Here is a 17,173-nt window from a genome sequence, read left to right on the forward strand (position 1 = left end):
GTTGTATTTAAAACAAACCGAAAAAGTGGAGGATTGACTGGATGTACAGTTTTAAAAATGATTACAGCGAGGGTGCTCACCCAAATATTATGCAAGCACTGCTCAAAAGCAATTTAGAGCAAACCGTCGGATATGGTATGGACTCTTGCTGTGAGGACGCACGGCGCAGCATTTGCGAAAAGATTGGCAGACAAGATGCGGATGTGCACTTTCTTGTAGGCGGTACGCAAACCAATCTCACCGTAATATCCGCTGCACTTCGCCCTTATCAGGCTGTTATTTCTGCAGAAACCGGTCACATCTGTGTGCATGAAACGGGGGCAATCGAGGCTGCTGGGCACAAAGTAATAGCAGTTGCGGCAGAAAATGGCAAGCTGACGCCGCAACTGATTCATAATACAATCGATGTACATACCGATGAACATATGGTACAGCCCAAAATGGTTTATCTGTCACTGCCTACCGAAGTGGGTACCATTTACAGCAAACAGGAGTTGGAAGATATCAGTGTATGCTGTAAAGAAAACGGCTTGCTGCTTTATGTAGACGGTGCACGTTTGGCATCGGCACTCACGGCGCAAGGGTGCGATGTTACGCTTGCCGATTTGGCGCGCCTGTGTGATGCTTTTTACATCGGCGGTACCAAATGCGGTGCGCTGTTTGGCGAGGCGGTTGTGCTGCTCAATAATGCAATGAAACAAGACTTTCGCTATATGATAAAACAACGCGGAGGAATGCTTGCCAAAGGCAGATTATTGGGCATACAGTTTGGCGAACTGTTCCGCGATGATTTGTATTACCGTATTGGGCAGCATGCCAACCGTATGGCTGCGCTTATTAAACAGGCTTGCCAAAGCGAGGGCTTTACTTTTGTGACGGATTCGGTCACCAATCAGCAATTCCCCATCCTGCCCGATACCGTATTGGAAGAGATGGAGAAAAACTACCTATTTGAAGTTTGGGAGAAACGAAACGACGGATATACAGCAGTACGCTTTGTTACCTCTTGGGCAACTTGTGAAGAAAATGTACTGCAGTTTTGTGCCGATTTACACAATGCCTGTATGAGCAGAAAAGCCTAAATGTAAATACAAGGAGTTGAACTGGATGCCTCCCAAAAAGAAGAAAAGCGAAAACAAAAAGCCGCAAACGGGCGGCAACATTTATATCGAAAACGCCGGCGTGGTGCTAGATCAGCCCATCACCGAGACGATAGAAAAAAACTATATGCCGTATGCGATGAGTGTCATTGTATCGCGTGCTATCCCCGAAATAGATGGGTTTAAACCGTCACACCGCAAGTTGCTTTATACGATGCACAAAATGGGGCTGATTTCAGGTTCGCGAACCAAGTCGGCGAACATTGTAGGGCAGACGATGCATCTTAATCCTCATGGTGATGCGGCAATTTACGAAACAATGGTGCGTCTCTCGAAAGGGTACGAGGCATTGCTTCACCCTTATGTAGACAGTAAGGGCAACTTCGGCAAAAGCTACTCGCGCGATATGGCGTATGCTGCCAGCCGTTACACCGAAGCGAAGCTTGACCCGATCTGCACCGAGATGTTTTCAGATATCGATAAAGATACCGTGGATTTTGTAGACAACTACGACAACAGCTGCAAAGAACCAACCTTGTTGCCTGTTACCTTTCCCACCATATTGGTCAACCCGAATATGGGCATTGCAGTGGGTATGGCAAGCTCCATTTGTTCCTTTAATTTAAACGAAATTTGCGAAACTACCATTGCGCTGTCTAAAAACCCAAATCACAATATTTCTCAAACGCTGTCTGCGCCCGATTTTTCGGGCGGAGGATATATTATTTACGATGAAAAAGAACTGAACAAGATTTATGAGACAGGCAGGGGCAGTGTGCGGGTGCGTTCCCGCTACAGTTACGATAAATCCAACAACTGTATCGACATTACAGAAATACCGCCCAGCACCACGATTGAAGCGATTATCGATAAAATTGTCGACTTGGTGAAATCTTCTAAAATCAAAGAGATTTCAGATATCAGGGATGAAACCGACCTGTCGGGGCTTAAAATTACCATCGACCTAAAGCGCGGTGTAGACGCTGAAAAACTGATGGCGAAGCTGTTTCGCATGACGCCGTTGGAAGATACCTTCAGCTGTAATTTTAATGTGTTGATTGCGGGCTCTCCGCGCGTTATGGGTGTGCGAGAACTTCTCAACGAATGGATAGCGTTCCGCGAGGAGTGCATAAAGCGCAGAGTATATTATGACCTGAAAAAGCGCAAAGAAAAGCTGCATTTGCTGCAAGGGCTTGCAAAAATACTGCTTGATATCGATAAGGCAATTCGCATTGTGCGCGAAACCGAAGAAGAAACCGAAGTTGTGCCCAATTTGATGATTGGATTTGGCATTGACGAAGAGCAGGCAGAATATGTAGCAGAAATTAAGCTGCGTCATCTCAACCGAGAATATATTTTAAAACGTACCGATGAGATTGATAAGCTTAAAAAAGAAATTGCTGATATGGAAGACATTCTCGCGAACGAAAAACGCGTAAAAGCAATCATCGTAAGTGAGCTGAAAGACATCAGCAAAAAATATGGCAATCCCCGCAAAAGCCTTATCATTTACAATGATGATAAAGTTGCTGAGCTGATGGAAGAAGAGGAGATACCCGATTACCCGGTTAACCTGTTTTTTACCGCAGAGGGTTACTTTAAAAAGATTACACCGCAAAGCTTGCGTATGAGCAATGAGCAGAAGATGAAAGAAGGCGATGAGGTAGTACAGGTGCAGGAAGACACCAATACCGCCGAACTGCTGTTTTTCAGTGACCGCTGCCAGGTATACAAAAGCCGTGCAAGCGATTTTGAAGATACCAAAGCGAGTGTGCTAGGTGATTTTATTCCCGCAAAGTTGGGTATGGATGAGGAAGAACGCGCAGTTTATATGGCTGTCACCCACAATTACGAAGGTTATATGCTGTTCTTCTTTGAAAACGGCAAAGTTGCCAAGGTGGATATGGCATCTTACCAGACGGTGACAAAACGCAAAAAATTGGTTGCTGCATACAGCGATAAATCGCCTTTGGTGGCAGCTTATTATATCGCTGAAGACGCAGAATTTCTGCTTACATCTACACAAAACCGCATGTTGTTGCTGCACACCGGTGCAATTACAAGCAAACCCACCAAGAGTGTACAAGGCGTTGCCGTTATGAAGCTGAAAAAGAGTGCAAAGGTATTTTCTGTTAAGCCTTATGCTGCCGACAGCCTTGCCAATGAGCACCGCTACCGCACAAAAACTCTTCCGGCAGCGGGTATGCTGCCTCGCGCCGAGGATATGGGCGAACAGTTAACGCTATAATTGAAATAAAAACGATACTAAAACAGATGGGCTGCCTGCGTACAAACACAGACAGCCCTATCAAATGGAATTACAACTCAGCTACGGGGGGTTACTCACAAACGCAACAATTTCACCCAAAGGGAACGATGTAGCTGCTCTGTAAAACCATATTTAGTATAGGCAGACGAATTAAAAATATGCACAAATAATTACATTAAAGAAGATTACTTGCAAAGGACTTGCTTTTGTGGTATAATACTAAAAGTTAACATGCAAAAGTGCGGAGGTGCAAAAAAATGAATGCTTTTGAGATAGTAGGCGGAATAGTACTTGCAATTACGTGTATCATAATAGTGCTGGTCGTTATGATGCAGGAATCAAAATCTGACGGCATGAGCGCGGTTTCCGGTGCAGACTCTGCCATTAATTATGGCAAAAACAGAGCAAAAACAAAAGAAATGCTGTTGAACAAAGTAACTAAGGTTGCAGCGGTTATTTTCTTTGCGATTTCTCTTGCAGTTTGTATCATTTCAGTTTATGTCAAATAATGTTTGCATAAAGTGACTTAAAGGCTCTGCGCTCAATTGCGCAGGGCTTTTTTTGCCTTTGCACGAAAAAGTTTGTTTTATGCAGGAACATTTTTGAAAGTTGGGATGTTTCATCAGCCTAAAATCGAAATTTAAAAATGCTCCGGAAAGAGATTGTATGAAAAAAGATTTTACAAATAATATTTTGGATATGTTACGTAAAAGCGGTACAAGAGGGCTTACAGCACGTGAGCTTTGTGATAAGCTGCGGGTAAAACGCCAATATCGCGAAGAGTTTTTTCTTGCATTGCACAAGTTAGTCAAGAACGGGACTGTCAGTGAAAAAAAAGGCAAATATCGTGCCGATAATTTAGAAAAACTGATTACTGCCAAAATCATTAGCGTAAAAGAAGGTTTTGGCTTTGCAGGTTCAGACGAGCTTGAACGAGACATTTTTATCCCCGGGCGCGCGTTGCAGGGGGCTATGCCGGGCGATACTGTGCTTATTCGAAAAACGCAGGGCAGAGGCGATTTGCCTGAAGGTGAAGTAGTGCGTATCTCGGTACAAAGCGATGCACCCTTTAGCGGCGTGTTTAAAAAACGCGGCGGGCACTGTGAGATTATCCCCGATTCCGGCTCAAAAATACCTGTAAAAGTTGCCCCGGCAGATGCACTGGGCGCGCACGACGGTGACAAGGTGTTGGGGCGTTTGACTGTACGCGGTGACAACCATTTTACACACAAAGCTGCTGTTACCGAAGTGTTTGGTAAAGCAACCAGTGCGGCAGCGTGCAGCGAGGCAATATTGGCAGCAAATGGTATTACAAAGCAATTCCCTGATGAAGTGCTTAAATTTGCGGAGCACATCAGTAAAAAGGGTATTACAGATAACGACATGCAAAATCGCCTTGATTTGCGTTATGATATTATTTTTACTATCGACGGTGCGGATACCAAGGATATTGACGATGCCGTGTCGCTGGAAAAACATGAGAATGGATGGTATCTTGGTGTTCACATTGCAGATGTGAGCCATTATGTAAAACCCAATACCCCGTTGGATGTTGAGGCATTTGAGCGCGGGACTTCGGTTTATTATGCCAATTCGGTAGTACCCATGCTGCCGCCTGCACTCTCGAACGGCATCTGTTCGCTCAACCCGCAAGAGGATAGGCTGGCATTTTCTGCGCTTTTGTCGCTTGATAAAACGGGAAAACTGATCGGCTATCAATTCCAAAAATCCATTGTCCGCTCGCGCGTTAAGGGTGTGTACTCCGAAATAAATAAGATACTTGCAAACAACGCTGATGATACGATACTAAAAAAATACGATGGTCTTATCCAAATAATATTAGACATGCGTAAACTTGCGGATATATTGAACAAGCGAAGAATGAGCCGCGGGGGATTGAACTTACAATCTACCGAGTCGAAAATATTGGTTGGCGAGGATGGACGCGCTGCTGAAATTGTTGGGCGTGAACAGGGTATTTCAGAAAACATCATTGAAGAGTTTATGCTTACCGCCAATGAAGCAGCTGCTTCTCTTGCAATGGAGCGCATCATACCGTTTGTATACCGTGTTCACGAAAATCCGTCGCCTGAAAAAATTACGAATTTGTGCACTTTGTTGGATGCGCTTGCGGTGGATTGTTCCGAACTGAAAAAACAGATTTCATCGGGCGCATTGGCACGCATTTTAAACCAAGTAAACGGCACAGAGCTGCAGCTGTTGGTAAATAACCAGATTTTACGTTCTATGGCAAAGGCGAAATACAGCGAGGTAAACAAGGGGCATTTTGGGCTGGTGCTCGACAACTATGCGCACTTTACATCTCCTATCCGCCGTTATCCCGACCTTACGATTCACCGCATTATGACAAGCATGCTTTCGGGTATGGATGAGCAGCGGCTGAAACGAAAATACGGTAATTTTGCTAAGATTTCTGCGGAGCAATCCAGCAACCGCGAGCAGCGCGCTATGATAGTAGAACGAGATTGTGAAGATTGCTACAAAGCAGAGTTTATGACCCGCCATATTGGCGAATGCTTTGATGGCGTCATTACCTCGGTCACGTCGCACGGCATTTATGTGGAACTTGTAAATACTGTGGAAGGTATGATTCGGATTGACAGCCTGCCCGAGGGCAACTACGATTACGACGGTATGATTGAACTCGTTGAGACTGCATCCAATACGCGTTACCGCGTGGGCAAGCTTGTTCGCGTGCAGGTAGCCGGTGCAGATGTCAGCGCAGGCAATATTGACTTTGTACTTGCAGAATAAAAATAAAAGCCCCCGATGAATATTCATCGGGGGCTGCTTTTATCACCATGGGCGTTTGTCTGCTGTCCATCCTTGTGCTTTCCAATAGCTCAAATCTTTTTCAAGCGGGGTGAATAATTGAATCCGCTGCCTGCAAATAGTATAAAAAAAGGTACGAAACAACAGGCTTGGCTTTCTTTTTTTATTCATTCGGTTATAAAACAAATTTGATTTTTTCTTTAATATGCGATAAACGCTGTCGCGTCGTTTTTTTGGCATTTCATCCAGTTCTTTTGCACGTACTGCAATACCGCAAACGAGAGGTTTTGCCGTTCCCCAAAAGCTCAAGCTTTCTTTAAGGGGCTTTATTGCACTGTTTGTACCCGCGCCTGCTGTGGTTGCCAAAATAAAAACATTCTTGCCCACCATCTCCGGCCTTGCGCGGTGTACTACAAATGTATATGCAAGGTGGTCCAGCAGGGCTTTTACTGCGCCTGAGCAACTCATCGCGTATACCGGTGTTGTAAAAATAATGCCGTCGGCAGCAAGCATATTGTTTAAAATTGGCTGTACAAATTTTGCATGCGGGCAATTTTCCTCTCCGTGCGCAAAGCAATTAAAACAGCCGCGGCAGAATTCAGGCATATCCTGGGGCAAAAAGTATTCTGTAAAAGTAGTGTTGGGGTCGAGTTGAAGGAGGTTACTTTTTACAATTTTTACTGCTTGATAGGTATTGCCATTTTTGCGTGGGCTGCCGTTGATAATAACAATATTCACAATTGTGTCGCCACCTTTTTGTCAATTGTTAAAGCATTGTTTTTAGAAGCCTCGAGACGAACCTCCGCCGCCGAAGCTTCCGCCTCCACCGCCAAAGCTTCCTCCGCTAAAGCCGCCACCGCTACTGCCGCCGCTGAAACCTCCTCCGCTGCCAAACCCTCCGCCGAAAAACGGCGGTCCTCCGTAAAAGCCACCTCCACCACGTGGGGGTCGCGGACCGCGTCGATTGCGATTCATAATTCCGGTTGAAATGCCAATAGCGAGAACAACAAGAAGCGGAAAGAAAAAGCCGGATGAGCGGCTTCCTTCATTGTCCTTCTGCTCGTTCACGGTGACATCACTGGGCACTTCCATATTATATTCTTTGTATACTTCGGTAAGCAGCGCCGAATACAGGTTGCGGATGCCGCCGTCCCAATCATCATTTTTTAGGTAAGGAACGGCATAATTATCAAGAAAACGTCCTGCTTTTGCATCATTTACCGCACCTTCTAAGCCATAACCTACCTGTACCGTAATTTTACGCTCGTTGGGTGCAAGCAATATGAGTAAACCGTTGTTTTTTTCTTTACCGCCAACGCCCCACTTGCGCCCTAATTCTAAAGCATATTCATCTACTGTTTTGCCCTCAAGCGAGGTTACTGTGGCTACAACCAGCTGGGCAGTTGTCTTTTCATCCAAAACCCGGCTGTTATTAAAAATATAGTCTTTTGTCTCACTTGTAAGGATGTTCGCAGTATCAGTTACATAAAAACGGTTGGTAGGCTCGGGCAGTGCAAATACAGCTGTTGTAAGTAATGCTGTTACAAGGACGAATGCCGCTATACGTCCAAAAAATTTCATATTATTGATACCTCAAGTCGTTGAAATGGGTTATTTGCTGAAATCTACGGTTGGCGGTACGTCGGATCCTTCGGTTGCCTCAAAATACTCTGCTGCGTCAAACCCAAACATATTGGCAAAAATTACACTGGGGAAGCTTTTTATTCTCTTGTTGTATACTCTTGCTGTATCGTTGTAATCTTTGCGGGAGACAGCAATGCGGTTTTCGGTACCCGCAAGTTCATCCATCAGTGCGGTATACTGGGCATCGGCTTTCAAATTGGGGTAGTTTTCTACCACAACCAGTAAACGGCTGAGTGCACCGCTCAGTTGGGCATCTGCATTTGCTTTTTCTTGCATGGTGCCTGCACCAGCAAGGTTTGCACGTGCATCGGCGAGTGCGGTCATAATCTCTGTTTCATGCGCTGCATAACCTTTTACGGTCGCCACCAGGTTTGGGATAAGATCTGTTCTGCGCTGAAGCTGCGTATCAATGTTAGAGCTTTGACCGGTTACATCTTCGCGCAAGCCGACAAGGCTGTTGTAGTTGCCAACACCCCATGCAGCAGCAATTGCTACTACAAGTACAACCACAATTAAAGCAATTATGCCGCCAGACATTTTTTTCATAAAATTGTCCTCCATTAAAATAGTTTCTTATCTATTTTTTGTATTATGTTGTCAAATATTTGACTGTTCATATTATAACATATTTTGGTTTCAAAACATCAATAGATTGTGAAGTTCATTTCTTTTTTGTGTACGATTTTTCCTTGTGTAGCATCTTTTTCGTCTTATTGTTTACGAAAAATATGCAGTTCAAAGCTGATTTGAATGTCCATCATTTTTAGCTGCTGTAGACGTTGGGTTGCATCTTGCGAAGTTTTCCAAAAATAAGGGGTCATCGCAAACAAGTTCAAGATATCCTCATTGCAGGATATGTGAATTTTATCTTCAAAATGCAGTTTTTTTACAAAAGTAAAACCATCAAAGCTGTAGTGCTTGGGTTCATTGAGATAAGGTGTTTCATATAAAAATTCTTTTAGCTCCCACAAATGCCGCTCGCCCGGCCCGACAATCACCATATAACCACCGCTGTTCAGTACCCGATGAAATTCTTCGTTGGCTACGGGAGCAAAAATATTGGTTACAACATCTGCAAAATCCGATGGCAACGGCATATCAAAGATGCTTGCGGTGGCAAAGTGTATGCCTTTACAGCGCTTACCTGCGTATTTGAGGGCATATTTTGAGATATCAATACCGCCAACGGCAGGTACCTTGCCGTATTCTGTTAGCTTTTTGTAAATAGCAGTGGTGTAGTAGCCTTCTCCGCAGGCAGCATCCACAACAACAGGTGCAGGCAGTGCAGCAGCGAGGTCTGCAACCGTTTGTGCAATCCCCTCTGCAAGGCAACGGTAATAATGCTTACTTAAAAAATGGTTGCGCGAAACACACATCTCTTTACTGTCGCCCGGCACCACGCACTTTTTGCTTTCGTTCCGAAGCAGGTTGACATAGCCTGCAGACGAAATATCAAAGGTATGGTTCTGCGGGCATTTCAGGCTGTTGCCCTGCCTTGAAAATGCTGTTTTACAAATAGGGCAGAGATAAAAACTCATGCAAAAGCCTCCATAATACGATACATATAGTTATAATTTGCTACTTTATTACAAGGTGAGAATACAAAACGCAATATTCATATATAATATTACAAAAAAGGCAGGGTTTCTCCCTGCCCAGTCGACACATGCGGCAGTGGTGCCGAGTAAGTCGGATTTTGTAATTTTTATAATAAAACCTCTCGAAGCAGAAAGGCTTTTTCAAGCTCAGTAAAGATGAAAGCTAATTCCGAAAGGTAAATCCTGTTTCGTCTGCCTTATCAATAATGGCGAGAGATTCCAAACGAACGCCTTTTTTACGCAAAACCTCTCCGCCGTCCTGCCAGCCTTTTTCAATTACGATACCGCATCCTGCAAATTTTGCACCGCTTTGGTTTACAATGTCAATCAGCCCCAGCAAAGCCTTGCCTCTTGCAAGAAAGTCATCCAGGATGAGAACACAATCGTCCTCGGTAATAAACTTTTTGGATACCTGAATATCAAATACCGTATTGCGAGTAAACGATTCTACCTGCGAAATATACAATTCCCCATCGAGATTTTTCGATTTTGTTTTTTTCGCAAAAACAACGGGCACATTGCCAAAATGCTGTGCTGCAATCGCTGCAATACCAATACCCGAAGCCTCGATGGTGAGAATTTTCGTAATAGGTTGGTCTGCAAACAGGTGTGCAAACTCTTTGCCGATTTCGTTCATCAATTCGATATCCATTTGATGATTCAAAAAGCTATCTACTTTTATAATATTTCCTGGCTTAACATGGCCATCTTTCATAATACGCTGTTTTAAAAGCTCCATTGCCTCCACCGTTTCTCCGCACGCCAATGATATAATTGATAGAAAATACCGCTGTTCATTTCGTGCGGGAAGTGAAAGCGGTATAATTACAATTTTTAAGTATAAACACTATTATAGCATAAATAATGCGTGAGAGTGATAGCTTTTGTCGATTTTTAGGGGTACTTGCAACAAATCATCACATAGCACACCCAATGTGTGTGTACGGCGCACAGTTTTGTCTATTTTACATATCTTTGGGCGTATCCGCAGCGTGCACAAAGCGGTTCGGATGCTTTTCTTGCGGTAAAGCCATCGTATATACGCTCTGCTCGGCGGGAAAGTAAAACGGATTTCAGCGGTGTATCAAATGCATTGCCGAGGTTTACTGTGCCCTCACTGTCAAGGCAGCAGGGGACAACCGTTCCGTCTGCCAAAATGCCAAACTGGTCGCGCAGGCCGTAACAGAAAACCTCATCGCCCATAACAGGTGCTTGAAGGCTCGGCCATTGGAATTTTTCTGCCATTTCCAAATAAATGCGGGGATATATTTTCAACCCGCTTCTGCCTTGCCCAAGCGCGTTGCGAAGAGAAAACACACAACCGAATTCATCTTCCAAAAGGTCGATGATATCTTTATTCAGGCGATTGCTGCCTTTGAGCTCAGCGCTGTCCATGTTCCAAAGCCGCAGCACATTAATGGTGCCTTCATCGGCAGCTGCTTTTGCAAAATCAACAATATCGTGTACATAATCCTCAAGCTGAATATTGTTATCGTTTGCCTCAAAACTATGCAGTGAAAAGTGCATTTTGTATAAGCAAAGAGACTGCAGCAGCAACTCACGCCGGCGATTAATGAGCGTACCATTTGTGGTAATGGTTACCTTGAGTTCGAGTATCTCGCATATTTTTAAGATTTCATCAAGTTGGGGGTGCAGCAAGGGTTCCCCCATAAGATGCAAATAAACATAATCTGTAAAGGGCTTTACCTGCCGAGCCAAATGTGCGAATTGTTGGGAGGACATAAAGTGCGGCGAACGAGAGGTTTTGGGGCAAAAATTGCAGTTGAGGTTGCATACATTCGTAATTTCTATATAAGCTTTTTTAAAGTTGGTCATGGCAAAACCCACCTTTCAAGCTCTTTGCTGTAGGCTTTCAGCGCACTTGGCAAAGCATAGTTTTCGCGCAAATCGGTAAGTTTTACCCATTCTCCACCACCTATGGTGGAAAGTTTCTCTAAATAAACTAAATAGCCCTGCATTTGCCACTCGATGTGCGAAAAAATATGTTTTGCTTTTTTTAACGAGTGGATTGCATTTGCAAATATCCCTTGTTCCATCAAAGCGTTTGTTAGTTCGTCGCGGTTCAGCCAACCGTCCATACTCCAAAACTCCCATAACCCTGCAAGCAGACCGCTGTTTGGGCGTTTTTGCAGCAGCACTTGGTCACCATACATCAAAATAACGATGGTCTTTTTTTCAATTTTACGTGCTGTTTTAGCTGTTTTAACAGGATAATGTTGAGGATTGCCCGATAGGAACGCTTTACACTGTGTTTGTATGGGGCAAACATCACATAAAGGCGCCCCGTTGGGCACGCACACGGTGGCCCCCAGTTCCATCAGCGATTGGTTAAAATCGCCCGCACGAGGGCTAGAACGGTCTTGCAAAGCAGGCGAATTACTCGAATCGTCCATCGGAATCATACTCTGAGCCAACACCTGATAGTCTTTTTTGACAGAAGAGAGTGTTATATCTGCACTGTTTGCTGTAACACGCGAAAGTACGCGCATCACATTCCCGTCTACACAGGGTACCGGGATGTTGTAAGCGATGGATGCAATTGCACCCGCAGTGTATTCACCGATACCGGGCAGCGTAAGCAACAGCTCGTAACTGCGGGGTAACTCACCGCCGTATTGTTCCATTACAATTTTAGCGGCTTTTTGCATGTTGCGCACACGGTTGTAATAGCCCAACCCTTCCCAGAGTTTCAGCAAAGTCTGTTCATCGCACTCGGCTAAGTGCTGCAAAGTTGGCAAAGCAGCGGTAAAGCGCAAAAAGTAAGCGCGCACTGCCTCAACACGGGTTTGCTGCAGCATAATTTCACTCACCCACACAAAATAGCTGCTGGAAGCACCGCGCCAGGGTATTTCGCGCTTGCAAGTGTCGTACCAAGCAAGCAACGGCTCATGCAGGCGGGCAAGTGAATAGGTTGTTTTATCATCAAAAATACTCATGGAATCCTCACATTTAAAATAGATACTTTTAGTCTACCAGTTTGAGGCTGGTATTTCAAGTAGTTACGTATGTACTAAAACACCGTAAAATATTGACATATGCACTCAAAAAAGTGTATGATTGCTTAAGATACGATTTGTTCATATATGGACAAGTCTTTTCTTAAAATGAGGGGGTTTTTTTTTGGAACGTGAGAAATTTGCATCTCGATTGGGCTTCTTGCTCATTTCAGCGGGTTGCGCAATCGGTATAGGGAACGTTTGGCGTTTCCCATATATCACAGGTGTGTACGGCGGTGCGATATTTGTACTGATTTACCTGTTATTTTTATTGATTTTAGGCTTGCCCATCATTGCTATGGAATTTTCTGTTGGCCGTGCCAGCCGAAAAAGCGTTGCGCTCTCTTTTAATGTGCTGCAGCCCAAGGGCACAAAATGGCATGTTTACCGTTGGTTTGGTATGGCGGGCAACTACCTTTTAATGATGTTTTACACCACAGTGGCGGGATGGATGCTTGCGTATTTTGTTAAAATAGCAAGAGGTGAGTTTGAAGGGAAGACACCCGACCAGGTAGGGGCGATATTTGGTAATTTTACCGCCCAAACATGGGAACAGATTGCGTGGATGATAGTCATCGTTTTGCTCGGTTTTGGTGTATGCTCTTTGGGCTTGCAAAAAGGTGTAGAAAAAATTACAAAACTGATGATGTGCAGTTTGTTCATCATTATGATTGTTCTTGCCGTCCGTGCAGTAACGCTGCCGGGTGCTATAGAGGGCTTAAAGTTTTATTTGGTGCCGGATGTAAGTAAAATGATAGAAAACGGTGTTGCCAATACTATTTTTGCGGCGATGGGACAAGCATTTTTCACCCTAAGCCTCGGTATTGGTGCAATGGCAATTTTCGGCAGCTATATCGGCAAAGAGCGCTCACTTATGGGCGAATCGATCAGCATTACATTGTTGGATACCTCCGTTGCGCTGATTGCAGGACTCATCATTTTTCCATCTTGTGCAGCGTATGGCATTAACCCGGGCGAAGGCCCAGGGTTGGTTTTTGTTACCTTGCCCAACGTGTTTAATAATATGATGGGCGGACGCCTGTGGGGCTCACTGTTCTTTGTATTTATGACATTTGCGGCACTCTCCACAGTCATTGCGGTATTTGAAAATATTATTTCGTTTGCAATTGACCTTACCGGTTGCAGCCGTAAAAAAGCGGTTGCAGTTAATCTGGTTGCAATTATATTGCTCTCTTTGCCATGTGTACTTGGTTTTACTGTGCTCAGCGGGTTTCATCCTTTGGGCGGCAGCAGCAATATTCTTGACCTTGAAGATTTTATTGTAAGCAACAATCTCTTGCCGTTGGGCAGTTTGGTGTACCTTTTGTTCTGTACCTCGCGTTACGGCTGGGGTTGGAAAAACTTTATTACCGAATGCAATCAAGGCAAGGGTGTAAAATTCCCGCAATGGGCACGTTTTTATGTCAGCTACATCTTGCCAATAATTGTTCTGTTGATCTTTGTGCAAGGTTACATCTCAAAATTTTTTGTAAAATAAGCAGTCTCAAAAAGGGCGGATATCATTTGATATCCGCCCTTTTTAAAATTATTGTATATCGAGTAAAGTTTTAAACCGATACACCAAACAAGCGTTCAAAATTCCGGTACAAAATTTTGTCGTTTTCCTCATCTGCAAGATTAAGCTTTAAAAATCGGTTTAATTCTTGTTCATGGTCCCACATGGGGAAGTCCGTACCGAACAGCACGTTATCTGCACCAAAATGGTGAATCAGCCCTGCGGCTTCATCGGGGGTAAGCTTCCATAAACTGCTGGAGGTATCAAAATGGATATTATCGCACAGCAAGTATTTTGCGGCATCGCTCCACCGCTGATACCCACCGAAATGTGCCGCAATACAAACCAAATCGGGGATTTGCTGCATCACATTGTAAAGGCGCTGAGGTGCCGAAAAATCGTAGCGGTCATCCCCCATATGGAACAAGATAATCAGCCCCGCATCACGTATTTTGCGGTAAACGGGTATCATATTTGGGTCATCGATGTTGAATTTTTGAAAATCGGGGTGATATTTTACACCCCGCAGCCCCATTTCAACGATGCGTTCGATTTCGTTTTCCCAGTCGGTTTGTTCGGGATGCAGTGCCCCCAAACCCAAAAACTGAGGGTATTTCTTGCATTTATCAAAAATAAAATCGTTGATGGAGTGTGATTGCTCGGGTTTGGTGGCTACAGAGCAAACAAGATATTTTGATACACCTATTTTTTCGCCGCTTTCCACCAGAGTATGTGGAAAACCAATGCGATTCATCCCGATATTATAAAACTGACCCACCGAAGCAGTGGCTTTTTCTGCAATTTTGCCCGGATAGATATGTGTGTGAACATCGGTAATCTTTAATTTTCGTATGTCTTCTATCATTTGTTTGAGGTCTCCTTGCTTTTTTCTTGAAGCAAGTCACGAATTTCGGCGAGCAGTTCTGCCTCGGTAGGGGCGGGCGGTACTGCTGGTTGGGCTTTTTTCTGGGCATCTCTTTTATGGTTCATTATTTTGACCACTACAAAAATTGAGAATGCAATGATGAGAAAATCAATGACATTCTGTATAAAACTGCCATACATTATGGCTGCCTCGGGTTTTACAATTTCACCTGCAACTACTTTTGCAGGGCTTAGTATATGTTTTAGCTTGTTAAAATCCATACCTGCTGTAATAAAACCAAAAAACGGCATAATGATGTCATTGACGAGCGAGGTTACAATTTTACCGAACGCACCGCCGATAACGACACCTACTGCCATATCCAGTACATTGCCTTTAAAAGCAAACTTTTTAAATTCTTTCCACATAGTGATTCCTCCAACTTTTGCATACCTATTTTGAATGTTTATTGTTTTATTATAAAACGGAGAACACAAAAAGCCAAATGTTTTTTGTGTTAATTTTTTTCAACAAAATAAAAGCCGATTGATGGTTTACTTGTTGTTGCCTAGGTCAGACATATTGTATAAATGAAAGTAGACGCCCTGTTTTGCCAGCAGTTCATCGTGTGTGCCTTGCTCTTCAATGCCGTTTTCTGTCAGCACCAGTATGGTAGCCGCATTGCGGATGGTAGTAAGGCGATGCGCAATGGTAAATGTGGTACGGCCATGTGCCAGTTTTTCCAGCGACTGCTGCACAATCCGCTCGCTTTCATTATCCAGTGCTGAAGTTGCCTCGTCCAGAATGAGGATGGGCGGATTTTTAAGAAATACACGCGCTATGCTGATGCGCTGCTTTTGCCCACCGGATAGTTTTACACCGCGTTCACCCACATAAGAGTGATAGCCTTCGGGCAAGTTGAGTATAAACTCGTGTGCACCCGCAAGCTTTGCTGCTTGGACAATCTCTTCTTTGGTAGCACCGGGTTTACCGTATTCGATATTGTCGTACACCGAGCCTGAAAACAAATAGACCTCCTGTTGCACCACACCGATTTTAGAGCGCAGCGAGTGCAGCGAAAAGTCTCGAATGTCCTTGCCGTCAATCAAAATTCTGCCGGCAGTTACATCGTAAAAACGGGGGATAAGGTTGCACAAAGTTGTTTTGCCGCCGCCCGAAGGGCCTACCAACGCAACGTTGTCACCGGGCTTTACATGAAGGTGGATGTTAGAGAGCACGTTGTCTTTGTTGTCTTCATAACGGAAATCGACATGTTCAAATTGGATGTCACCCACAACATCCCCCATCTCTTGCGCATCGGGAGAGTCTGCAATATCTACGGGAGTATCCATTATTTCTAAAAAGCGCTCAATACCGGTCATACCGCGCTGAAATTGCTCGGTGAATTCTACAATTCGGCGGATAGTGGTAAGCAAAGTAGAAACATATAGCAGGTACGCCATTAAATCGGCGGGGTTAATTTTACCGTGCAGCATAAAGATTGCGCCTGCTACCACCACCGTGATGTACATGATGCCGTCAAACAAACGGGTAGTGCTGTGAAAGCCCGCCATGTAGCGGTACATATCTTTTTTGATGTGCAGAAAATCACCGTTGCCCTGCTCGAATTTTTCTTCTTCAATCTCTTCGTTGGCAAAAGATTTTACTACGCGCACACCCAGCAGGCTGTCTTCTACCTGTGAGTTCAACTCGCCGATTTGGTGGCGGGATGCTTTAAATGCGCGGCGCATTTTACGGTTAAAATAGCGCAAGCTTACAAACATAATAGGTACAATCGAAAAAATGATAAGCGTAAGCGGCAGGTTTATAGAAGATAAAATAATGAACGATACCACTATTTTAAGGGCGGCGATGAAAAACTCTTCGGGGCAGTGATGCGCAAATTCTGTTATGTCAAATAAGTCGCTGGTGATGCGTGCCATAATTTGCCCAACCTTGGTATTATCGTAATAAGAATAAGGCAGCTTTTGCAGATGTGCAAAAAGGTCAGTTCGCATATCCGTTTCAATGTAAGCGCCCATCATATGCCCGATGTTTGCCATGTAATAATACGCCGCCGTATCTATGATGCGTAGCACAAGGTATAATGCACCTATGGTAAAAATCAATTCTAAAGTAAGGCTTTGCAGGTCGTTCATGCCTTTATTTGTGATGAAACGTACCATCAACGGAAGAACCATCTCACAAATTGTAGTGAGAGAGGCACAGAATAAATCCAGTATTAAAATTTTACTGTATTTTTTAAAATAGGGCGCAAAACGTTTGATTAAAGTGCTTGTTTTCATATTCCTGGTGTTGTTCATAAAAATTCGCTCCCCTCGTACATGATACATTTTATAACCAGTATACT

15 protein-coding genes are annotated in these 17,173 nt (G+C 44.1%); 5 read left to right on the forward strand and 10 right to left on the reverse strand.

The annotated features are described in order from the left end of the window. The first annotated feature begins 41 nt into the window (after positions 1-41). The 4 genes from EDD70_RS02925 to rnr all read left to right on the forward strand — a co-directional run bounded on the left by EDD70_RS02925 (position 42) and on the right by rnr (position 6,144). Positions 42-1,082: a threonine aldolase family protein gene (locus EDD70_RS02925; protein WP_092753179.1), complete on the forward strand. Its 1,041-nt coding sequence runs from the start codon at positions 42-44 to the stop codon at positions 1,080-1,082. Between the two features lie 25 nt (positions 1,083-1,107). Continuing rightward, entirely contained in the window at positions 1,108-3,348 is a 2,241-nt protein-coding gene (locus EDD70_RS02930; protein WP_092753177.1) for a DNA gyrase/topoisomerase IV subunit A, read from the forward strand. Between the two features lie 278 nt (positions 3,349-3,626). After that, on the forward strand, positions 3,627-3,878 hold the full coding sequence (gene secG, locus EDD70_RS02935) for a preprotein translocase subunit SecG (RefSeq protein WP_092753175.1): 252 nt from the start codon (positions 3,627-3,629) through the stop codon (positions 3,876-3,878). Between the two features lie 157 nt (positions 3,879-4,035). Then, complete coding sequence (gene rnr, locus EDD70_RS02940) at positions 4,036-6,144, forward strand: ribonuclease R (RefSeq protein WP_092753173.1); 2,109 nt, start codon at positions 4,036-4,038, stop codon at positions 6,142-6,144. Positions 6,145-6,186: 42 nt separating this feature from the next. Here the strand turns inward: rnr and EDD70_RS02945 are convergent, their stop codons facing one another. The 7 genes from EDD70_RS02945 to mutY form a co-directional block, all read right to left on the reverse strand. Next, positions 6,187-6,900 carry a flavodoxin family protein gene (locus tag EDD70_RS02945; RefSeq protein WP_162840838.1) on the reverse strand — a complete coding sequence of 238 codons (714 nt, stop codon included), beginning with the start codon at positions 6,898-6,900 and terminating at the stop codon, positions 6,187-6,189. 42 nt (positions 6,901-6,942) lie between these two features. Then, positions 6,943-7,743: a TPM domain-containing protein gene (locus EDD70_RS02950; RefSeq protein ID WP_092753169.1), complete on the reverse strand. Its 801-nt coding sequence runs from the start codon at positions 7,741-7,743 to the stop codon at positions 6,943-6,945. Between the two features lie 30 nt (positions 7,744-7,773). Continuing rightward, positions 7,774-8,343: a LemA family protein gene (locus EDD70_RS02955; RefSeq protein WP_092754597.1), complete on the reverse strand. Its 570-nt coding sequence runs from the start codon at positions 8,341-8,343 to the stop codon at positions 7,774-7,776. Between the two features lie 173 nt (positions 8,344-8,516). Next, on the reverse strand, positions 8,517-9,344 hold the full coding sequence (locus EDD70_RS02960) for a putative RNA methyltransferase (protein WP_092753167.1): 828 nt from the start codon (positions 9,342-9,344) through the stop codon (positions 8,517-8,519). Between the two features lie 223 nt (positions 9,345-9,567). Then, positions 9,568-10,143, reverse strand: a complete 576-nt coding sequence (locus EDD70_RS02965) for a xanthine phosphoribosyltransferase (protein WP_092753165.1) — start codon at positions 10,141-10,143, stop codon at positions 9,568-9,570. A gap of 221 nt (positions 10,144-10,364) precedes the next feature. Beyond that, a complete protein-coding gene (locus EDD70_RS02970) occupies positions 10,365-11,240 on the reverse strand; it encodes a radical SAM/SPASM domain-containing protein (protein WP_092753163.1) in 876 nt (291 codons plus the stop codon). After that, positions 11,237-12,361 (reverse strand): A/G-specific adenine glycosylase, encoded by a 1,125-nt coding sequence (gene mutY, locus EDD70_RS02975; RefSeq protein ID WP_092753161.1) that lies wholly within the window; start codon positions 12,359-12,361, stop codon positions 11,237-11,239. The genes EDD70_RS02970 and mutY overlap by 4 nt, the downstream gene beginning before the upstream one ends. Positions 12,362-12,545: 184 nt before the next feature. Here mutY and EDD70_RS02980 point away from each other — a divergent pair, with 184 nt between their 5' ends. Beyond that, positions 12,546-13,919, forward strand: coding sequence for a sodium-dependent transporter (locus EDD70_RS02980; protein ID WP_092753159.1), 1,374 nt, complete (start codon positions 12,546-12,548; stop codon positions 13,917-13,919). Positions 13,920-13,989: 70 nt separating this feature from the next. On the opposite strand, the gene EDD70_RS02985 is transcribed toward EDD70_RS02980, so the two are convergent. From EDD70_RS02985 to EDD70_RS02995, 3 genes are all read right to left on the reverse strand, one after another. After that, positions 13,990-14,802 (reverse strand): amidohydrolase family protein, encoded by an 813-nt coding sequence (locus tag EDD70_RS02985; RefSeq protein WP_092753156.1) that lies wholly within the window; start codon positions 14,800-14,802, stop codon positions 13,990-13,992. Next, positions 14,799-15,230, reverse strand: a complete 432-nt coding sequence (gene mscL, locus EDD70_RS02990) for a large-conductance mechanosensitive channel protein MscL (protein ID WP_092753154.1) — start codon at positions 15,228-15,230, stop codon at positions 14,799-14,801. The genes EDD70_RS02985 and mscL overlap by 4 nt, the downstream gene beginning before the upstream one ends. A 126-nt stretch (positions 15,231-15,356) precedes the next feature. Further along, a complete protein-coding gene (locus tag EDD70_RS02995) occupies positions 15,357-17,126 on the reverse strand; it encodes an ABC transporter ATP-binding protein (RefSeq protein WP_092753152.1) in 1,770 nt (589 codons plus the stop codon). Positions 17,127-17,173: the final 47 nt, after the last annotated feature.

The sequence above is a fragment of the Hydrogenoanaerobacterium saccharovorans genome (assembly GCF_003814745.1).
Lineage (GTDB): Bacteria > Bacillota > Clostridia > Oscillospirales > Ruminococcaceae > Hydrogenoanaerobacterium > Hydrogenoanaerobacterium saccharovorans.

Bases quoted from the DNA above. Each gene is read 5' to 3' on its own strand.
- EDD70_RS02930 (WP_092753177.1), top strand. From the start codon at position 1,108: ATGCCTCCCAAAAAGAAGAAAAGCGAAAACAAAAAGCCGCAAACGGGC.
- EDD70_RS02925 (WP_092753179.1), top strand. From the start codon at position 42: ATGTACAGTTTTAAAAATGATTACAGCGAGGGTGCTCACCCAAATATT.
- EDD70_RS02955 (WP_092754597.1), bottom strand. From the start codon at position 8,343: ATGTCTGGCGGCATAATTGCTTTAATTGTGGTTGTACTTGTAGTAGCA.
- secG (WP_092753175.1), top strand. From the start codon at position 3,627: ATGAATGCTTTTGAGATAGTAGGCGGAATAGTACTTGCAATTACGTGT.
- mscL (WP_092753154.1), bottom strand. From the start codon at position 15,230: ATGTGGAAAGAATTTAAAAAGTTTGCTTTTAAAGGCAATGTACTGGAT.
- rnr (WP_092753173.1), top strand. From the start codon at position 4,036: ATGAAAAAAGATTTTACAAATAATATTTTGGATATGTTACGTAAAAGC.
- EDD70_RS02950 (WP_092753169.1), bottom strand. From the start codon at position 7,743: ATGAAATTTTTTGGACGTATAGCGGCATTCGTCCTTGTAACAGCATTA.
- EDD70_RS02965 (WP_092753165.1), bottom strand. From the start codon at position 10,143: ATGGAGCTTTTAAAACAGCGTATTATGAAAGATGGCCATGTTAAGCCA.
- EDD70_RS02985 (WP_092753156.1), bottom strand. From the start codon at position 14,802: ATGATAGAAGACATACGAAAATTAAAGATTACCGATGTTCACACACAT.
- EDD70_RS02970 (WP_092753163.1), bottom strand. From the start codon at position 11,240: ATGACCAACTTTAAAAAAGCTTATATAGAAATTACGAATGTATGCAAC.
- EDD70_RS02995 (WP_092753152.1), bottom strand. From the start codon at position 17,126: ATGAACAACACCAGGAATATGAAAACAAGCACTTTAATCAAACGTTTT.
- EDD70_RS02960 (WP_092753167.1), bottom strand. From the start codon at position 9,344: ATGAGTTTTTATCTCTGCCCTATTTGTAAAACAGCATTTTCAAGGCAG.
- mutY (WP_092753161.1), bottom strand. From the start codon at position 12,361: ATGAGTATTTTTGATGATAAAACAACCTATTCACTTGCCCGCCTGCAT.